We start from the raw sequence: 15904 nt of genomic DNA on the forward strand, positions 1-15904 counted from the left end.
AATTAGGAAGAGATTACCAAGTGATTTCATTTCTCATAATGACGTTAAATTTACACATAATGTTCATTAACCAATTCAATAACACTCTCTACAGTTGGTACTTTTGAAACCCTAACATCGTCAAAATGTTTTCTTGCTTCTTTTGCTGTGGTTTCTCCAATACAAAAAGCGATAACCTCTGCTTTGTTTTTCTTTACAAAACTTTCAACAGTAGATGGGCTATAAAACATTACAGATTCTACAGTATTATCAACTTTTAACCCATCATATTTGGTTTGATAAGCTTCAACCTCATTGACTTTTATATTGTTTTCTGTTAAAATAGTTGGTAATGCATCTAATCTAATATCACTACAGAAATAGGTTACTTCTGCACCATCCATATATTCAACTAAATATTCAGCAAGCTTTTTAGCGTTTTTTTCGGTGTGTTTTACTTTACCAATCTTCTGTTCAATTAAACGTTTAGTTCGGCGACCAACACAGTAAATATTTTTAAACTGTAACTCTGTAGCTGAATAGTTAGTTGTTAATGATTCAACAGCATTTTTACTAGTTATAATTACATTTTCAATTTCATTTTTTAAGAAACGTGGGTGAATTCTATTCAAACTTATTTTGATAAAATCGCTGCTTTCTGCTACTACTTTTTCATGGAAAAGTAAACGTTGGTCTTCAGTAAACGATTTTGTAGAATATACATTTGTTTTTCTGTTAGAATTTTTAATGTTATCCATTAAACGTTTCCCACCACGTTCAATAATAAAATCGGCACAAAACTGAGCCATATCGTTATGTTCTCCTAGTTTTTTAACTCTAGTAACATCAATTCTTTTTGTGCCATCAGGACTTAACAATACACCTTTAAAGTTGATTTCTTCATCTTTAATATAGGCTAAAGCTCCAATTGGGGCAGTGCAACCACCTTCTAATTTGTTTAAGAATTCACGCTCTATAGTGGTGCAAATTTCAGTCTCTTCGTGGTTTAATTCAGTACAAGTGGTTCTTATAAAGTCATCGTCTTCTAATGCTGTAATCATTATGGCTCCTTGAGCAGGTGCAGGAATCATCCAATCTAGGTTCACTGCGTTTTCTGGTCTTAAACCAATTCTTCCAATTCCAGCGGCTGCAAAAATAGCACCGTTCCAATGGTCATTATCTTTAAGTTTTTGTAAACGAGAATTCACATTACCTCTTAAATCTACAATGGTATGTGTTGGGAATCTGTTTAGCCATTGTGCACGTCTGCGTAAACTACCTGTTGCTATAACAGCTTCTTTAGCGCCCAAAAACTCTTCATTGTTTTTAAAAACCAACGTATCATTAACATTACCACGTTTTAAAACAGCGGCTTGTACAATACCTTTTGGTAAAACGGTTGGAACATCTTTTAGTGAATGAACCGCAATATCAATTTCATGATTTAGCAATGCAATGTCTAAAGTTCTGGTAAAAATACCAGTAATTCCTAGTTCATAAAGTGGTTTATCTAAAACCAAATCGCCAGTGGATTTTACTGGTACGAGTTCGGTTTTATGACCTAAATTTTCAAGCTGTTGTTTAACTATGTTGGCTTGCCATAGTGCTAATTCACTATCGCGAGTGCCAATTCTTATGGTTTTAGACATTTTTTTTTGAAGGTTCTAACTGGAACACTTTTTTAATAAGTTCTAAACTTTCGTCTGTAGAAACATCATCATCTTTTAAATGATGTGCAAAATGATTTGTTATTTTCTGAATGATGTTGTTGCTAATTATTTCGGCTTGCGATTCGTTAAAATCAGATAGTTTTTTGCGTTGTGTATCTAATTCAGCTGCAGCAAAATCATTTAGTTTATGCTTTAAAGCTTTAATAGTTGGAGCAAACTTTCTGGTTTCTAGCCAATTATTAAACTCTTTTTTTACATCTTCAATAATAGCTTCAGCTAATGGAATGTGTTTTTTACGAGCTTCTAAAGTTTCATCAGTAATTTTAGATAAATGATCTAAATGAACAAGTTTAACATTACTGAGTTCTTCAACGTTTTCATTTACGTTTTTAGGAATAGATAAATCTAAAATTAAAAGCGGTTTTTGAGTTTGAATAATGTGTTTATCTATTGTTGGGCGTTGTGCACCAGTAGCAACAATTAAAATATTAGAGTTATTGATTTCTTCTTGTAGGTTAGCATAATCTTTAACCAATAAATTGAATTTTCCAGCAACTTGTTCTGCCTTATCTTTGGTTCTGTTTATTAAGGTAATATGCTCGTTTTGTGTGTGTTTTACTAAGTTTTCACAAGTGTTTCTACCTATTTTTCCTGTGCCGAAAAGTAAGATGTTTTTATCAGAAACATTTTCAATATTGTTTAAGATATATTGAACAGACGCAAATGAAACAGAAGTTGCTCCAGATGAAATTTCTGTTTCTGTTTTAATACGTTTACTAGCTTGAATAACGGCGTTAACTAAGCGTTCTGTAAAATGATTTAGTAAATGGTGTTTTTTTGATAAGCGTGCACTGATTTTTAACTGACTTATAATTTCAAAGTCTCCAAGAATTTGACTATCTAAACCAGAACCAACACGAAACATGTGCGCTATAGCGTCTTTATTTTTATATATGTAAGCAACTTCTTGAAATTCTTCAACTGTGCCACGCGTATTTTCGCAAAGTAATTGAATAAGCTGAAAAGGATGTTGCGCAAAACCGTAGATTTCGGTTCGGTTACAAGTAGAAGTAACTATCAAGCTTTCAATATCATTTTCTTTGGCTTGATTTAACAACCTTAGCTTAGAATCTTCGTCTAAACTAAAGTGCCCACGAATGTCTGCATCGGCTTTTTTGTAACTTAAACCAATGGCATAAAAGTAATTACTTCTTGAAATATTGTACTTCTGCATGCTAATACCTGAAAATGTGAGGCAAAAATATGCGGATGGGCATTAAAAAAATAACGCTCAAAGAACTTTTTGTGTCGCTTGTGGTTTTTTATCGTTGTTTTTTCTAATTCAATGATAAATGTTATACTTTTGCAATAAAACAGGCAGATTTTTATTGTTTAATTTAGAACCAATCTAAATAAAAAGACTATGAATCAGGAATTGAGTGCCAAAAAAAATGTCGCCAAAAGTTCTTTTGATGAAACAAAAGTTGATGATGGTGTTTTTGTGCTTACGCATAAAAATGAAACCAACGAAGTTCAAGCTCTTGAAAAAGAAATAGATAATGATTACATTCAATTTCATTTTTGCGTAAAAGGTTCCAGTCAATTTGTTTTTAACGAAGGCCGGTACAAATTAAATATTCTTGAAGAAAATTCATTATTACTTTATAATCCACAACGAAACCTTCCTATAGATCTTCAAATAAATCCGCATACGTGGATGGTTTCTATATTAATTTCAATTAAAAATTTTCATGGATTATTTTCCCAAGAGGCAGATTATATCACCTTTTTAAGTGAAGATAATAAGGATAAAAAATATTATAAAGACGGTGTTATTTCGCCATCTATGGCTATTGTATTAAATCAATTAATTAATTTTAATTTAAATTCTTCTATAAAATCGCTTTATTTTAAAGGAAAAGCTTACGAGCTTTTAAGTTTGTATTTTAATAGAAGTGAAGATGCTAATGTAGAACAATGTCCGTTTTTGGTAGACGAAGCCAATGTAATAAAGATTAGAAAAGCCAAAGATATTATTATTACTCGTATGGCAGAACCACCAAGTTTACAAGAATTAGCAGATGAAATTGGACTGAGTTTAAAAAAGCTTAAAGAAGGGTTTAAACAAATTTACGGCGATTCTGTTTTTAGTTTCTTGTTTGATTACAAAATGGAAGTGGCTAGAAAATTATTAGAAGCAGGCGATGATAATGTAAATGAGGTAGGACTAAAAGTTGGTTATAGTACATCAAGCCATTTTATTGCTGCGTTTAAAAAGAAATATGGAACTACACCCAAAAAGTATGTAATGTCATTGAGTTAAGTTTATAGTGATGAAATATTTAACACCAGAAATAGCAGCATTATCTAAAAACATGAACACAAAATCTTTAGTGCGTTCAAATATTTCTTGTGGCATTTTTCAAGATTGTGATTATAATGAAGAACGTCCAAAATTATACTATCAAGAAAATTTTGAAAAAGAGAAAAATTAAAGTATGAAAACAATTTTAATTATTCTAACCATGTGTATTACTGGATTGTCTCAAGCCTCAGAAAAAGTTCTTGTGTTTTCTAAAACAAAAGAATATCGTCATGAATCTATAGAAGCAGGTGTTAAGGCTATTGTTAAACTTGGAAAAGAAAATAATTTTGAAGTTACACACACCGAAGATTCAAAAATGTTTTCATTAGAGAATTTAAAGTCATACAATTTGGTTGTTTTTTTAAGCACTTCTGGTAATGTCTTGAATAGAAAGCAGCAAAAAGCTTTTAAAAATTACATTAATAATGGAGGGAATTTTGTTGGAGTACATTCAGCCACAGCCACAGAATATAATTGGGAATGGTATAACGAATTAATTGGTGCTTATTTTCTAGATCATCCAGAAATGAGTCATGCAACAATAAACATATCAGAAAAAACACATCCTTCGACACAACATTTACCTAAAGTATGGAACAGGTACGACGAATGGTATAATTTTGAATCTGTAAAAGATGATATTAATATAGTATTAACATTAGATGAGTCTAGTTACAAAGGAGGGAAACATGGTGATTTTCACCCTATAGCTTGGTGTAAAGAGTTCAATAATTCGCGCATGTTTTATACGGGACTAGGACATACAGAAGCATCTTATAAAGAACCAGAATTTACACAACATTTGCTTGGTGGAATTTTATACTGTTTAAAAAAATATTAAAAAGCTATTTTATTGAATTTTGCCACCAAAAATTGCATTTGGTTTTAAGTATTAAAAATTCATTTTTACAACTCATAGTATATTAAACTTTTCATATTATTCTCTATTTCTTCACACGTAAATAAAATCTTAATAAAATAACATTAAGTGTATTTCATCGATTTTATTTGTATTTCAACTGTTTTTTTAAAAATAATAATTATGTTTGAATTGTTATTAACCAATAAATCAGATAAATAGAAATCTTATTACTAAAAGAATTTGAACCAAAATCCTCGCTAAAAAGTAAGCCTGATATAACGTTTTTGTTATAAAAGGTGAATCAGTTTAATTAAAAGCAACCTAAAAACTGATTTAAAAACCCTCAAAATAAAATAGCTAACCATATAAGTTTAAAAGTAATTTTTAACTTATATAAATACCCTAATCATGAATAAAATAATATTAAAAACCTTAGTAGTTTTTTGTTTAATTACATCTTGTAAAACAAAAGAAGTATCAGAATTCGCAGCAGATGAGTGTGAGTTATTTAAAATTGGTAATTATGTATTTTACAACCCAAGAATATACGAACGTCCGGTAATATTCGAAAAAGGTAGTCATGCTTTACTCCACAAAGAATATGTGCCTGTTTGGTATGCTGGTTATTGTGCAGAAAATTTACCTTCTTACTTTAAAACTGCAGATGAGTTTATTAAACATGTATACTCAAAAAAAATAGAAAAGAAGAGTTTGCCTTACTACAGTAAATTCTATAATATCAATAAAGAAAATAGTAAAGGACTAAGGTCTATGTATCATGATGATTACCACTTATTATTTAGAGGGACTGTTAGTGTGAAAAATTTATCCTCAGGAAATGAATACCTTCTTGTAGCTGGTAAAAGCTATATATCTAATGAGTCTGATTATGATAAGAATACAGATTTTTATGAAAATGATGTAAAATCTATGTTTGCCTTTTTATTAGAAGATGGAGTTTATAAATCTGTAGATATAGATTATGTTACTGGAAATTTTACTAAAGTACAACATGATAGAGTATATGATATTCTAAATACAAAAACCCTAGTAAATTCTCTTTGTGTAGAAAATGTAAACACAATTAAAAAACCAAACTTTAATAGTTCAGAATTACCAAGGTGGGTTTATAATAAAACAGAATTAGATGAAGATTAGATTTTGTTAAATAAATTCTTTATTTAACAAAGCCATTTTTTTAATTAAAGACAAGGATGCTTAAAAAATATTTTTAAGCATCCTTTTGTGTTTATAAAAACTATAAAACCATATTAAAATAAATGCTTTTCTTTATTCTATATACTAAACCATTAAAATTTGTATTGTATTTTTGCAATTATAAAAAAGCAGTATGAAAAAAGGAATATTATTAGTTAATCTAGGGTCGCCAGATAGTCCAACACCAAAAGACGTTAAAAAATATTTGGGTGAATTTTTAATGGACGAACGTGTTATAGATATACCTTATATAGCAAGAACAGCTTTAGTTAAAGGTATTATTTTAAAAACGCGCCCAAAGCAATCTGCAGCAGCTTATAAAAAAATCTGGTGGGACGAAGGTTCACCACTTATTGTACTTTCAGAAAGACTTCAAAATAAAGTACAAAAACAGGTAGATGTTCCTATTGCATTAGCTATGCGCTATGGAAGTATGACTATTAAAAAAGGACTTCAAGAACTTGTAGATAAAGGTGTAGATGAGGTTTTGTTGTTTCCATTATATCCTCAGTTCGCTATGGCAACGACCGAAACTATTACGGTTTTAGCAGAAGAATTACGACAAGAACATTTTCCTAATTTAAAAATTGAATCTGTTCCGGCATTTTATAACAAACCAGATTATATAGAAGTGCTTTCAAACTCTATAAAAAAGCATTTAGAAGGTAAAAATTATGAGCATTTATTGTTCTCTTACCATGGGGTTCCAGAACGTCATATAAAAAAGAGCGATGTTACAAAATCGCACTGTAAACCAAGTGATAAAGTAGAATGTCTTTGTTGTAAAACTCCAAGTAAAGCGCATGAGTATTGCTATAAACACCAATGTAAAGAAGTAACGCGTTTAGTTGCTGAAGCATTGAATTTAGAAGAAAACACATTTTCTACATCATTTCAATCGCGTTTAGGTTTCGACCCATGGTTACAACCTTATACCGACAGAACCATTGAACGTTTAGGAAAACAGGGTATTAAAAATATGGCTATTGTTACACCAGCTTTTGTAAGCGATTGTTTAGAGACTTTAGAAGAAATTGCCATGGAAGGTCAAGAAATTTTTCATGAAATGGGCGGTAAAGATTTCACAACAGTACCATGCTTAAATGATGATGACGAATGGGTTGCATTGCTCGCAAAGTGGATAAACCAATGGTCTAAAGCTTCAGTTGAAACCGTTTAATAATGGAATACTACAATTACATAAAATCATTTCATCTTATTTTTGTAATCACCTGGTTTGCTGGTTTGTTTTATATTCCGCGTTTGTTTGTTTACCAAATAGAAGCGTTTCATAAACCATCGCCAGATAAAGAAATTTTAGGAAAACAGTTAAAACTTATGGCAAAACGCTTGTGGTTTATCATTACATGGCCATCAGCAATTTTGTCAACTATATTTGCCGTTTGGTTACTTATTTTACAGCCTTTTTGGTTACAACAACCATGGATGCATGTAAAACTTGTATTTGTAGTATTGCTTATAATTTATCATTTAAAAACGCATCAATATTACAAGCAATTGCAAAACGATGTGGTAAAAAAATCGTCTAGCTTTATGCGTATCTGGAATGAAGGTGCTACGTTTATTCTATTTGCAGTTGTGTTTTTAGTCATTTTAAAAAACGCTATAAATTGGGTTTGGGGTATTGTAGGTATTTTGGTTTTAGGCGTCCTTATCATGTTAGGATTTAAGATTTACAAAAATATTAGAGAAAAAAAACCAGACGCATAAATTTGGGCGTTACCACAAGTGGTCGGGCTTTCCATTATATCTTTTTTTCGAAACTCAAAAAAGGATGTCATTTCAATCCCTAACGCACTAATCAGCAAACTAATGGTTTTTTAAATTAGCCTTAGGGTGTTTGGTTTGATTATTGCTATATTTAAAGCATTAATATTTTAAATGAACTTAAGAAAGTTATCTCTTCGTACCCGTATTTTTTTAGCCATGATATTTCTGGTATTGTTGGCATCTATACTTATTTCGTCAGTAGCCATATATCAATACAAAGAACAAAGTGAAGATTACCATAAAGGACGTTTAGAACGTAAAGAAGATAACATTCACACGCATATAAGACGTGTTTTAAATGGTAGGCAAAATACCTGGGAAGTAAAAACCGAAAATATTCCGTTAATTTTTAAAGAAGAGATTTATAATATTGCCGATATACACAAACTTCAAATTAACTTATACGATTTAGAAGGCAATTTATTAATCTCATCAAAAGCAGGGTTGCAAAATTTTTCAGCCGAAAAATGTTTAAGCGCAGAAGTTTTAAACGCCATTACAAACACGGCAGTTCACAGATATGTAGATAAACACAAGGAAAACGGTGAAACATTTCAATCGTCGTATACAATTATTAAAGATCAAAAATCTAAAGATATTGCAGTATTAAACCTGCCATATTTAGAAAGTGACGATTTCTTATCTATGGAGCTTAATGAGTTTTTAAAACGTATAGGTTTTGCATTCATGTTTGTATTATTAATGGCTATAGCCATAGCATTTTTACTATCTAAATACATTACCAAAACATTGAAAACTATAAGTGATAAAATTAATGCCACACGACTAGAAAAGCGTAATGAGAAAATTGATGTTAATGCTACTAGCGAAGAGATTTCTACATTAGTAAACTCATACAATAGCATGATTGATGAGCTAGAAGAAAGTGCTGTACAATTAGCAAGAAGTGAGCGTGAGCAAGCTTGGAGAGAAATGGCAAAACAAGTGGCTCACGAAATTAAAAACCCGCTAACTCCCATGCGTTTAACGGTTCAAAACTTTCAACGTAAGTTTAATCCAAATGATGAAAACATCACTTCAAAACTAGATGAATACAGTAAAACACTTATTCAGCAAATAGATACGATGAGTTCTATAGCATCGGCGTTTTCAAACTTTGCTAAAATGCCTGCACAACAAAATGAAACACTTAATGTTGTGAAAATTGTAAAGTTAGCTTTAGATATTTTTAATGAGGATTATATTGTTTTTAAAGCTCAAAAAGAAGAAATAATTGCAAAATTTGACAGAACTCAACTCATACGTGTGGTTACTAATCTGGTTAAAAATGGAATTCAGTCCATTCCAGATACTCGAACACCTAAAATAGTTATTAATGTTGGTGAAAACGGAAAAAATGTTGTTATAACTATAACCGATAATGGTGCAGGAATTTCTCAAGAAAATCTAGGAAAAATATTTGAGCCTAAATTTACTACCAAAAGTAGTGGTATGGGCTTAGGTTTAGCAATGGTAAAAAATATAGTAGAAACCCATAAAGGAAGTATTACATTTGTTTCAGAAAAAGATAAAGGCACAACATTTAAAGTCATTTTCCCTAAAGAATAAAAGCACTTTTGTTGTAACAAAATCTATTAAAAACTAATAATCATGACTTACAATAATATATTAGCCGATGAAAATAACGGCATTACTACAATTACAATTAATCGCCCAAGTAAACTAAATGCCTTAAATAAAGAAACTATAGAAGAGCTTCACAATGCTTTTGATGCAGCCAATACAAGTAAAACGACTAAAGTTATTATAGTAACAGGAAGTGGCGAAAAAGCTTTTGTTGCTGGAGCAGATATTAGTGAATTTGCAAATTTCTCTGTAGAAGAAGGCGCTAAATTAGCAGCAAAAGGACAAGAAATACTTTTTAATTTTGTAGAAAATTTATCTACGCCTGTTATTGCAGCAGTAAATGGTTTTGCACTTGGTGGCGGATTAGAATTAGCTATGGCGTGCCATTTTAGAGTAGCTAGCGATAATGCAAAACTAGGTCTTCCAGAAGTGTCTTTAGGTGTTATTCCTGGGTATGGTGGTACGCAACGTCTACCACAGCTAATAGGCAAAGGTCGCGCTATGGAACTTATTATGACTGCAGGAATGATTGATGCTAATCAAGCTTTAAATTACGGTTTGGTAAATCATGTTACTGCACAAGATGAGTTAATACCTTTATGCGAAAAAATAGCAATTAAAATTTCTCGTAATTCTACTGTAGCTATTGGGTCTGCTATAAAAGCAATTAATGCAAATTATAAAACGAGTGTTAATGGTTACGATGTAGAAATTAATGAATTCGGGAACTGTTTTGGTACAGAAGATTTTAAAGAAGGTACTACAGCATTTTTACAAAAACGAAAGGCAGATTTTCCTGGGAATTAAGAAATCAAGCTTTGATTAAATTTTAGAATTTCGTTTAACGTTTATGTATAAGGAAAGTTGCGTGTTTGTGTGCGAGGATTTTCCGAAGGAAAATCAGAAGCTAGCAAACGAGCAACTAACTTTGGTTTAGCTAAAATTAGCAATTTTTTTTATACGGTGTTAGCTAACGTTTTTTTATTAATTTACAATCTGTTTCTGTTTTAATATGATAGCTTGAGTTGTGTCTAATTTTAATTGTTCTATCTAATATCATTAAGCTATCATTCAGAAATTTAATTTTCCATAGCGTTTCATCTCTGTCATAATAACTATTTAAATTAAGTGAAATAAATTCACCTAAATTACTTATTTCAATTTTAGAACTAGTTTTGTTATAATAAAAATTTGAATAAATTGAGTCTTTGGTTATTTCATAACTTGGAGGAAATTTAAAATCTTTTTCGTTAAGATAAAGAGGTGGCGGAGGTGGTGGAATATTTATAGGATCCTTTTTTAAATATTGTTCCTCAACCCAAGTACCAAATATTAATTTTTTATCCCATTTAGGATTTTTTTTCTCAAGCCTTATTTCATAATCTTTTTCCGAAATTAAAAGACCTTCATATGTATTAATGTCAATTTGTTTAATTGGCATTAATCTTCTATCGAATACTAAAAAGTCATTATTTTCAAAAGAAGCAATTCTCCAAGGTAAGTCGATGTCATTATATTCATATAGGTTATACGTAGAATCTTTGAATTCAATTGTCAAAGTATCTTTGTCCGTTTTAGACGTAAGGAGAAATGTGTTTCCTCTTAACTCTTTCGATAAGTCAATCCGTGGAATGTTTTTTTGACAGCTAACAAGTGTCAAAATCAAAAGTAAAATTGTTATCGATTTGTTCATTTTAAATGTTAGCTAATGCGATGATATGACGTCATTCTATAATGACTTATATCAATCGTTAAACGAAGTTAGCCGAAATTTTTTACAAAGTCAAGTTTTTAAAACAACGTGTTTTTTACTAATCCTCTATACTTAAAATAAATCCACGGTTGTGAATGTTTTCTATTTTAATAGATGGGTCGTGCTTTAAATATTTCCGTAAATGAGTAATAAAAACATTTAAACTCTTTTTATTAAAATAGTCGTTTTCGCCCCACAAGGTTGTTAAAATATCTTTGTGAGTACATAAGTTGTTTTTATGATTTACTAAGTATGACAACAGTTGAGTTTCTCGGTTTGTTAAAGCCGTTTTTTTATCTTTATAAATGAGCTCTTGTTTTTGTGTATTAAACACATAGTTGCCTAAGTTATAAGTGTCATTATTATCTGTTTTAGATGTTGAATAATCTAATCTTGATAAAAGCGTTTTAATTCTAACCACCAACTCTTCTTCATCAATAGGCTTCTTTAAGTAATCTACTGCGCCTGCAGAAAACCCTTTTAACACATCAATTTTTAAAGATCGGGCAGTTAAAAATATAAAAGGTAAGTTAGGATACAGATTTTTAATTTTTTCAGCCAAATCAAAACCAATAGTATCGGGCAGCATAATATCTAAAATGGCTAAATTATAAGTGTTTAATTCTAATAATTTTAAACAATTGGCGCCATTTTTAGCCCAAGACACTTCAAAATCGTTCATTTTTAAGTACTCAGAGAGTAGATAACCTAAAGTTGGGTCGTCTTCAACAAGAATGATATTATGCTTATTATTTTTCATGAATTAATGGTATAAAAATAGTGACAATTGTGCCAACACCAACATGACTTTCTATTTTTACTTTTCCTTTATGCTTTTTTACAACTTCTTTTACATAGCTTAAACCAAGTCCGTAGCCTTTTACCTTGTGCACATCGCCGTTCGAAACTCTGTAATATTTTTTAAAAATTAAATTCAGGTCTTTTTTGTTAATACCCGCACCATTATCTGAAATGCTTATTGATAATTGATTTTTAACTTTTGATGCAGTCAATTTTATAATTGGATTTTCAGAGTATTTTCTAGCGTTATCCAGAATGTTATTTATGGCATTCTCTAAATGGCTAATCTCTGCTTTTATTAAGAAAGAATCCTCATTAAGCACATAAGAAAATTTAACATCATCAAGTTTTGAAAGCGCTTCAAAATCTTCGCAAATTTTAATTAAATAAGGTTTAAAATCTACTTTTTTTAATTCAAATATTTTAGTTTGAAATTCTAATTTTCCTAATTCTAGAACCTTATCAATATGTTTATTTAGTCGTTCGGTTTGTTGCCTTATAATTTGTAAAAAAGGTTTTTTGTTTTCGTCTAAATCTTTTCCTAACATTTTAGATGCTAGATTTATTGAAAACACGGGCGTTTTAAGCTCATGTGTAAGGTTATTTATAAACGAATTTGTTGTTGTAATGACTTGTTTTTGCCAGTAAATAGATTTTAAAAACCATATAAAAATGACAATAATAATAAGCATAAACAACAAACTAGGAATGGTTAAACCGTTTAACTGAGATAAAAGATAAGGGTTTATGTCTTTAAATTGTAATTCTAAAACGGTGTCTTTTTTTGATAATTCTGGTAAATAACCGTCTAATTGAATAGGAAATGTAACCAGATTTTCATCAGATTTAAATTGATTGGGAGATTTAAGAGAAAAACTACTGTCTCTTGCAATTAATGTATATGAAAAATCAGTGTCAATTCCATTTAAGGCAAGCCTGTCTCTTATAAAGTCTTTAAGAAAATATTTTGAAGCATCTTGTATACTATCTATACTTAGCTTAAAATAGGTGTCATCATCTGTTATAGCTTGTCCAACTAAAAATGTTAGTTGGGTTTCATCGGCTAAATCACGCTTTATGTTTTTGCTAGCAAGATCTATATTCTTTTTAAACTGAACAGTAGCTAAAGAAACCCCAATTTTAAGGTATTTATACTGAATATAAAATAAGCCAAGTATGGCAATTATAAAAATGGCGATATAAACAGATCTTCTTTTCATTTAAATATTATACTATAATACTAAAAAAACTCCTTTTAAACTTACATTAATACTTTATTAATTCATTTAATCTTTTATTAATCTTTTTAACTTATTGTTGAACCAAAACCAAAGCAATAGGAGTTACTTTAGCAGTATAAATTTTTATTAATCTAAAAAAAAGTAATAAACTAATTAAAACATGAAGCCTTGATAGGTAGCAAGGTGTTATTTATTTTTCTTATTGAGTAAAAAAATGCCAAATGATTGAAATTTGGCATTTTTTTGTTGATAACCCTTTTTTATTTTAACATTTCCCAATCAAAATTATAAGTAATTTTAAAGAGCTACTCAAACAGCATAACCTTTAATTTTACTGTAATGAACCCAAAATCTACCATAAAAGGACGTGGAGCACAACTTAATGTGCATAATCGTTTCTTTCAATTAAGTCATGAAATGCGTGATGACTTTTTAGAATTTTGCCATAAAGAAGGGGAACAACCCGATAAAAACAAAACGCTATACCTACCTGTTTTTCCTAAAACAATAGTTAACAAAGTAAAAAGTCCAGATGTTGGTATGGCGTATTCTATGAATGCTTATCAAGGTTGCGAACACGGTTGTATTTATTGTTATGCCAGAAACACCCACGAATATTGGGGTTATAGTGCAGGTTTAGATTTTGAACGACGTATTCTAGTAAAAAAAGATGCTTCAATATTATTAGAAAATTTACTAAAAAAGAAAAATTGGAAAGCTTACCCTATTGTTATGTCTGGTAATACAGATTGTTATCAACCAGCAGAAAAACAATTTAAAATCACAAGACAATGTTTGGAGATGTTTTTAAAATATAAACATCCTGTTTCAATTATCACAAAAAACGCTTTGATTCTAAGGGATTTAGAGATTTTGAAAGCTTTAGCAAAAGATAACCTTATTAGTGTAAATGTGTCTGTGACTTCATTATCTGAAAAGACAAGACAGGTTTTAGAACCAAGAACTGCAACCATAAAAAAACGTTTAGAAACAGTTAAAGTGTTAAGTGATAGCGGAATACCAGTAAATGTGATGTTAGCACCCATAATCCCGTCAATAAATAGTCATGAAATTTTGCCATTAGCAAAGGCGGCTTCAGAAAACGGGGCATTATCTATTGCACATACAATTATTAGACTTAATGGCGCTATTGGTGAAATTTTTACAGATTGGATTAAAAAAACAATGCCCGATAGAGCAGATAAAGTATTGCACCAAATAGAAAGTTGCCATGGAGGTACCCTAAACGATTCTAGATATAAAACAAGAATGCGAGGAGAAGGTAAAATAGCAGAACAAATAAATAATCTTGTACGATTAGCAAGACTTAAGTATTTTAAGGATAAAGCTATGCCAAAGTTAAATTGCAATTTACATGAGCAGTTTAAATATGGGCAAATAAAACTTTTTTAAATAAAAAAAGCGGGTAAATATTTACCCGCTTTTGATAATAAAATTAATTTTTAAATTTCTCTAGATGTTTTTTGTAAAAGTTCTACCTTCTGATTGAAGTACAATTCTATAATTGCCTTTTTCTGAACCGGTTAACTTGTAAATTTTCTGAATATTTTTAGTGTTTTCAATTTCTTCAGAATGCATAAGCTCAGTATTACTAGAGTTTATAAAGTAAATATCTACTTTTAAAGGCTCTTTGTTTAAAGCAAGTTTAGTTACATAAACTAAATTGTCTTTAATTCTAATGTAAGGTTTGTAAATTAATTTTTCTTCTTCTTTGTTAAATACAACATTACCAGACAATACAGTAAAAGGAATGGTGTTAATTTCTAAATCTTTATCTAATTCAAAGATATATTCACCATTAGGAAGCGATGTTAAATCAAATCCTTTAGTATAAACCCCGGTTTTCTGTATTAGTTCTTTATATAAAATCACACCGTTATCATCAATAATTGATAATAGGTTTCCTTCCTTTACATTTAAAGAAATTAGAGTTCTTTTTGCGTCATTTTTAACTGTGAAAAATGAAATTTCATTTGCGAAACTTAACAAGGTAGCAAACATTGTTACCATTAAGATTCCTTTTTTGGAGTGTTTAATTACGTTTCTCATGATTTGGTTTTTTTAACGTTCAACACCACAAATGTATGTTGGTTTTTAAATTTGTAAAACATTGATATTGATGAATTTGTATGCTATTTTATCTGTTATTCTTATATTATGTTTATGTTAAATTAAAATAGAATAGATACATGTTAAATGAGTATAAATTGTATAAAAAATTAAAAATGATTTTTTTGGAAGGAAACAAATAAGTTAATGTGGTTTCAAAAAAAAAGTGAGCCACCACAGCTCACTTTTACCAACTAAACTAAATAAGACATTAAACTAATTATTAATGAATTTTGTCACTCTTGAGAGTATATTTTAATCAGTTAACTTAACAAACCTAAAATACGACTACCACAATTGTATTATGGGTTATTTTAGTTAAGCTAAACATGATTTAGATTTAATAATGTTTAACACTACAAAGATATGCCTGTGATGTAGTTTAGAAAACATCAATTTTGACTTATTTATATGCTATTTTAACCGTTAAATAAATGTTAACAAGATGTTAAGACAAAATAACATATAATTATGATAAAAAAGCACATGTAGTAAACACTATATGTA

At 29.8% G+C, this 15904-nt stretch carries 15 protein-coding genes; 9 read left to right on the top strand and 6 right to left on the bottom strand.

Annotated elements, in window-relative coordinates:
* Nucleotides 1-50: 50 nt before the first annotated feature.
* The gene (gene hemC / locus MBM09_RS02295) at nt 51-1628 is read right to left on the bottom strand and encodes a hydroxymethylbilane synthase (RefSeq protein ID WP_238675234.1); all 1578 of its coding nucleotides are present in this window, start codon (nt 1626-1628) and stop codon (nt 51-53) included.
* Nucleotides 1621-2883 (bottom strand): glutamyl-tRNA reductase, encoded by a 1263-nt coding sequence (gene hemA, locus MBM09_RS02300; RefSeq protein WP_238675235.1) that lies wholly within the window; start codon nt 2881-2883, stop codon nt 1621-1623. The genes hemC and hemA overlap by 8 nt, the downstream gene beginning before the upstream one ends.
* Nucleotides 2884-3072: 189 nt before the next feature.
* On the opposite strand from hemA, the gene MBM09_RS02305 reads away from it, so the two are divergent.
* The 8 genes from MBM09_RS02305 to MBM09_RS02340 all read left to right on the top strand — a co-directional run bounded on the left by MBM09_RS02305 (nt 3073) and on the right by MBM09_RS02340 (nt 10279).
* The gene (locus MBM09_RS02305; protein WP_238675236.1) at nt 3073-3972 is read left to right on the top strand and encodes a helix-turn-helix transcriptional regulator; all 900 of its coding nucleotides are present in this window, start codon (nt 3073-3075) and stop codon (nt 3970-3972) included.
* A gap of 10 nt (nt 3973-3982) precedes the next feature.
* Nucleotides 3983-4144: a hypothetical protein gene (locus MBM09_RS02310; protein ID WP_238675237.1), complete on the top strand. Its 162-nt coding sequence runs from the start codon at nt 3983-3985 to the stop codon at nt 4142-4144.
* 3 nt (nt 4145-4147) lie between these two features.
* The gene (locus MBM09_RS02315) at nt 4148-4855 is read left to right on the top strand and encodes a ThuA domain-containing protein (RefSeq protein WP_238675238.1); all 708 of its coding nucleotides are present in this window, start codon (nt 4148-4150) and stop codon (nt 4853-4855) included.
* Between the two features lie 429 nt (nt 4856-5284).
* A complete protein-coding gene (locus MBM09_RS02320; protein WP_238675239.1) occupies nt 5285-6034 on the top strand; it encodes a hypothetical protein in 750 nt (249 codons plus the stop codon).
* 193 nt (nt 6035-6227) lie between these two features.
* Complete coding sequence (gene hemH / locus MBM09_RS02325) at nt 6228-7274, top strand: ferrochelatase (RefSeq protein WP_238675240.1); 1047 nt, start codon at nt 6228-6230, stop codon at nt 7272-7274.
* 2 nt (nt 7275-7276) lie between these two features.
* On the top strand, nt 7277-7825 hold the full coding sequence (locus MBM09_RS02330) for a CopD family protein (RefSeq protein ID WP_238675241.1): 549 nt from the start codon (nt 7277-7279) through the stop codon (nt 7823-7825).
* Nucleotides 7826-7996: 171 nt separating this feature from the next.
* Complete coding sequence (locus MBM09_RS02335; RefSeq protein ID WP_238675242.1) at nt 7997-9454, top strand: ATP-binding protein; 1458 nt, start codon at nt 7997-7999, stop codon at nt 9452-9454.
* Nucleotides 9455-9496: 42 nt separating this feature from the next.
* Nucleotides 9497-10279 (top strand): enoyl-CoA hydratase/isomerase family protein, encoded by a 783-nt coding sequence (locus tag MBM09_RS02340; protein ID WP_238675243.1) that lies wholly within the window; start codon nt 9497-9499, stop codon nt 10277-10279.
* A gap of 163 nt (nt 10280-10442) precedes the next feature.
* Here MBM09_RS02340 and MBM09_RS02345 read toward each other — a convergent pair whose 3' ends face one another.
* The 3 genes from MBM09_RS02345 to MBM09_RS02355 all read right to left on the bottom strand — a co-directional run bounded on the left by MBM09_RS02345 (nt 10443) and on the right by MBM09_RS02355 (nt 13246).
* Entirely contained in the window at nt 10443-11165 is a 723-nt protein-coding gene (locus MBM09_RS02345; protein WP_238675244.1) for a hypothetical protein, read from the bottom strand.
* A 118-nt stretch (nt 11166-11283) separates the two neighbouring features.
* Complete coding sequence (locus MBM09_RS02350; RefSeq protein WP_238675245.1) at nt 11284-11985, bottom strand: response regulator transcription factor; 702 nt, start codon at nt 11983-11985, stop codon at nt 11284-11286.
* Nucleotides 11975-13246, bottom strand: a complete 1272-nt coding sequence (locus tag MBM09_RS02355) for a sensor histidine kinase KdpD (RefSeq protein ID WP_238675246.1) — start codon at nt 13244-13246, stop codon at nt 11975-11977. Before MBM09_RS02355 ends, MBM09_RS02350 begins: the two co-directional genes overlap by 11 nt.
* Nucleotides 13247-13606: 360 nt before the next feature.
* On the opposite strand from MBM09_RS02355, the gene MBM09_RS02360 reads away from it, so the two are divergent.
* Nucleotides 13607-14680 (top strand): PA0069 family radical SAM protein, encoded by a 1074-nt coding sequence (locus MBM09_RS02360; RefSeq protein ID WP_238675247.1) that lies wholly within the window; start codon nt 13607-13609, stop codon nt 14678-14680.
* Between the two features lie 60 nt (nt 14681-14740).
* Here MBM09_RS02360 and MBM09_RS02365 read toward each other — a convergent pair whose 3' ends face one another.
* The gene (locus MBM09_RS02365; protein WP_238675248.1) at nt 14741-15337 is read right to left on the bottom strand and encodes a hypothetical protein; all 597 of its coding nucleotides are present in this window, start codon (nt 15335-15337) and stop codon (nt 14741-14743) included.
* Nucleotides 15338-15904: the final 567 nt, after the last annotated feature.

Origin of the sequence: Flaviramulus sp. BrNp1-15, assembly GCF_022259695.1 — a bacterium.
GTDB lineage: Bacteria > Bacteroidota > Bacteroidia > Flavobacteriales > Flavobacteriaceae > BrNp1-15.

Bases quoted from the DNA above. Each gene is read 5' to 3' on its own strand.
- hemC (WP_238675234.1), bottom strand. From the start codon at position 1,628: ATGTCTAAAACCATAAGAATTGGCACTCGCGATAGTGAATTAGCACTA.
- hemA (WP_238675235.1), bottom strand. From the start codon at position 2,883: ATGCAGAAGTACAATATTTCAAGAAGTAATTACTTTTATGCCATTGGT.
- MBM09_RS02305 (WP_238675236.1), top strand. From the start codon at position 3,073: ATGAATCAGGAATTGAGTGCCAAAAAAAATGTCGCCAAAAGTTCTTTT.
- MBM09_RS02310 (WP_238675237.1), top strand. From the start codon at position 3,983: ATGAAATATTTAACACCAGAAATAGCAGCATTATCTAAAAACATGAAC.
- MBM09_RS02315 (WP_238675238.1), top strand. From the start codon at position 4,148: ATGAAAACAATTTTAATTATTCTAACCATGTGTATTACTGGATTGTCT.
- MBM09_RS02320 (WP_238675239.1), top strand. From the start codon at position 5,285: ATGAATAAAATAATATTAAAAACCTTAGTAGTTTTTTGTTTAATTACA.
- hemH (WP_238675240.1), top strand. From the start codon at position 6,228: ATGAAAAAAGGAATATTATTAGTTAATCTAGGGTCGCCAGATAGTCCA.
- MBM09_RS02330 (WP_238675241.1), top strand. From the start codon at position 7,277: ATGGAATACTACAATTACATAAAATCATTTCATCTTATTTTTGTAATC.
- MBM09_RS02335 (WP_238675242.1), top strand. From the start codon at position 7,997: ATGAACTTAAGAAAGTTATCTCTTCGTACCCGTATTTTTTTAGCCATG.
- MBM09_RS02340 (WP_238675243.1), top strand. From the start codon at position 9,497: ATGACTTACAATAATATATTAGCCGATGAAAATAACGGCATTACTACA.
- MBM09_RS02345 (WP_238675244.1), bottom strand. From the start codon at position 11,165: ATGAACAAATCGATAACAATTTTACTTTTGATTTTGACACTTGTTAGC.
- MBM09_RS02350 (WP_238675245.1), bottom strand. From the start codon at position 11,985: ATGAAAAATAATAAGCATAATATCATTCTTGTTGAAGACGACCCAACT.
- MBM09_RS02355 (WP_238675246.1), bottom strand. From the start codon at position 13,246: ATGAAAAGAAGATCTGTTTATATCGCCATTTTTATAATTGCCATACTT.
- MBM09_RS02360 (WP_238675247.1), top strand. From the start codon at position 13,607: ATGAACCCAAAATCTACCATAAAAGGACGTGGAGCACAACTTAATGTG.
- MBM09_RS02365 (WP_238675248.1), bottom strand. From the start codon at position 15,337: ATGAGAAACGTAATTAAACACTCCAAAAAAGGAATCTTAATGGTAACA.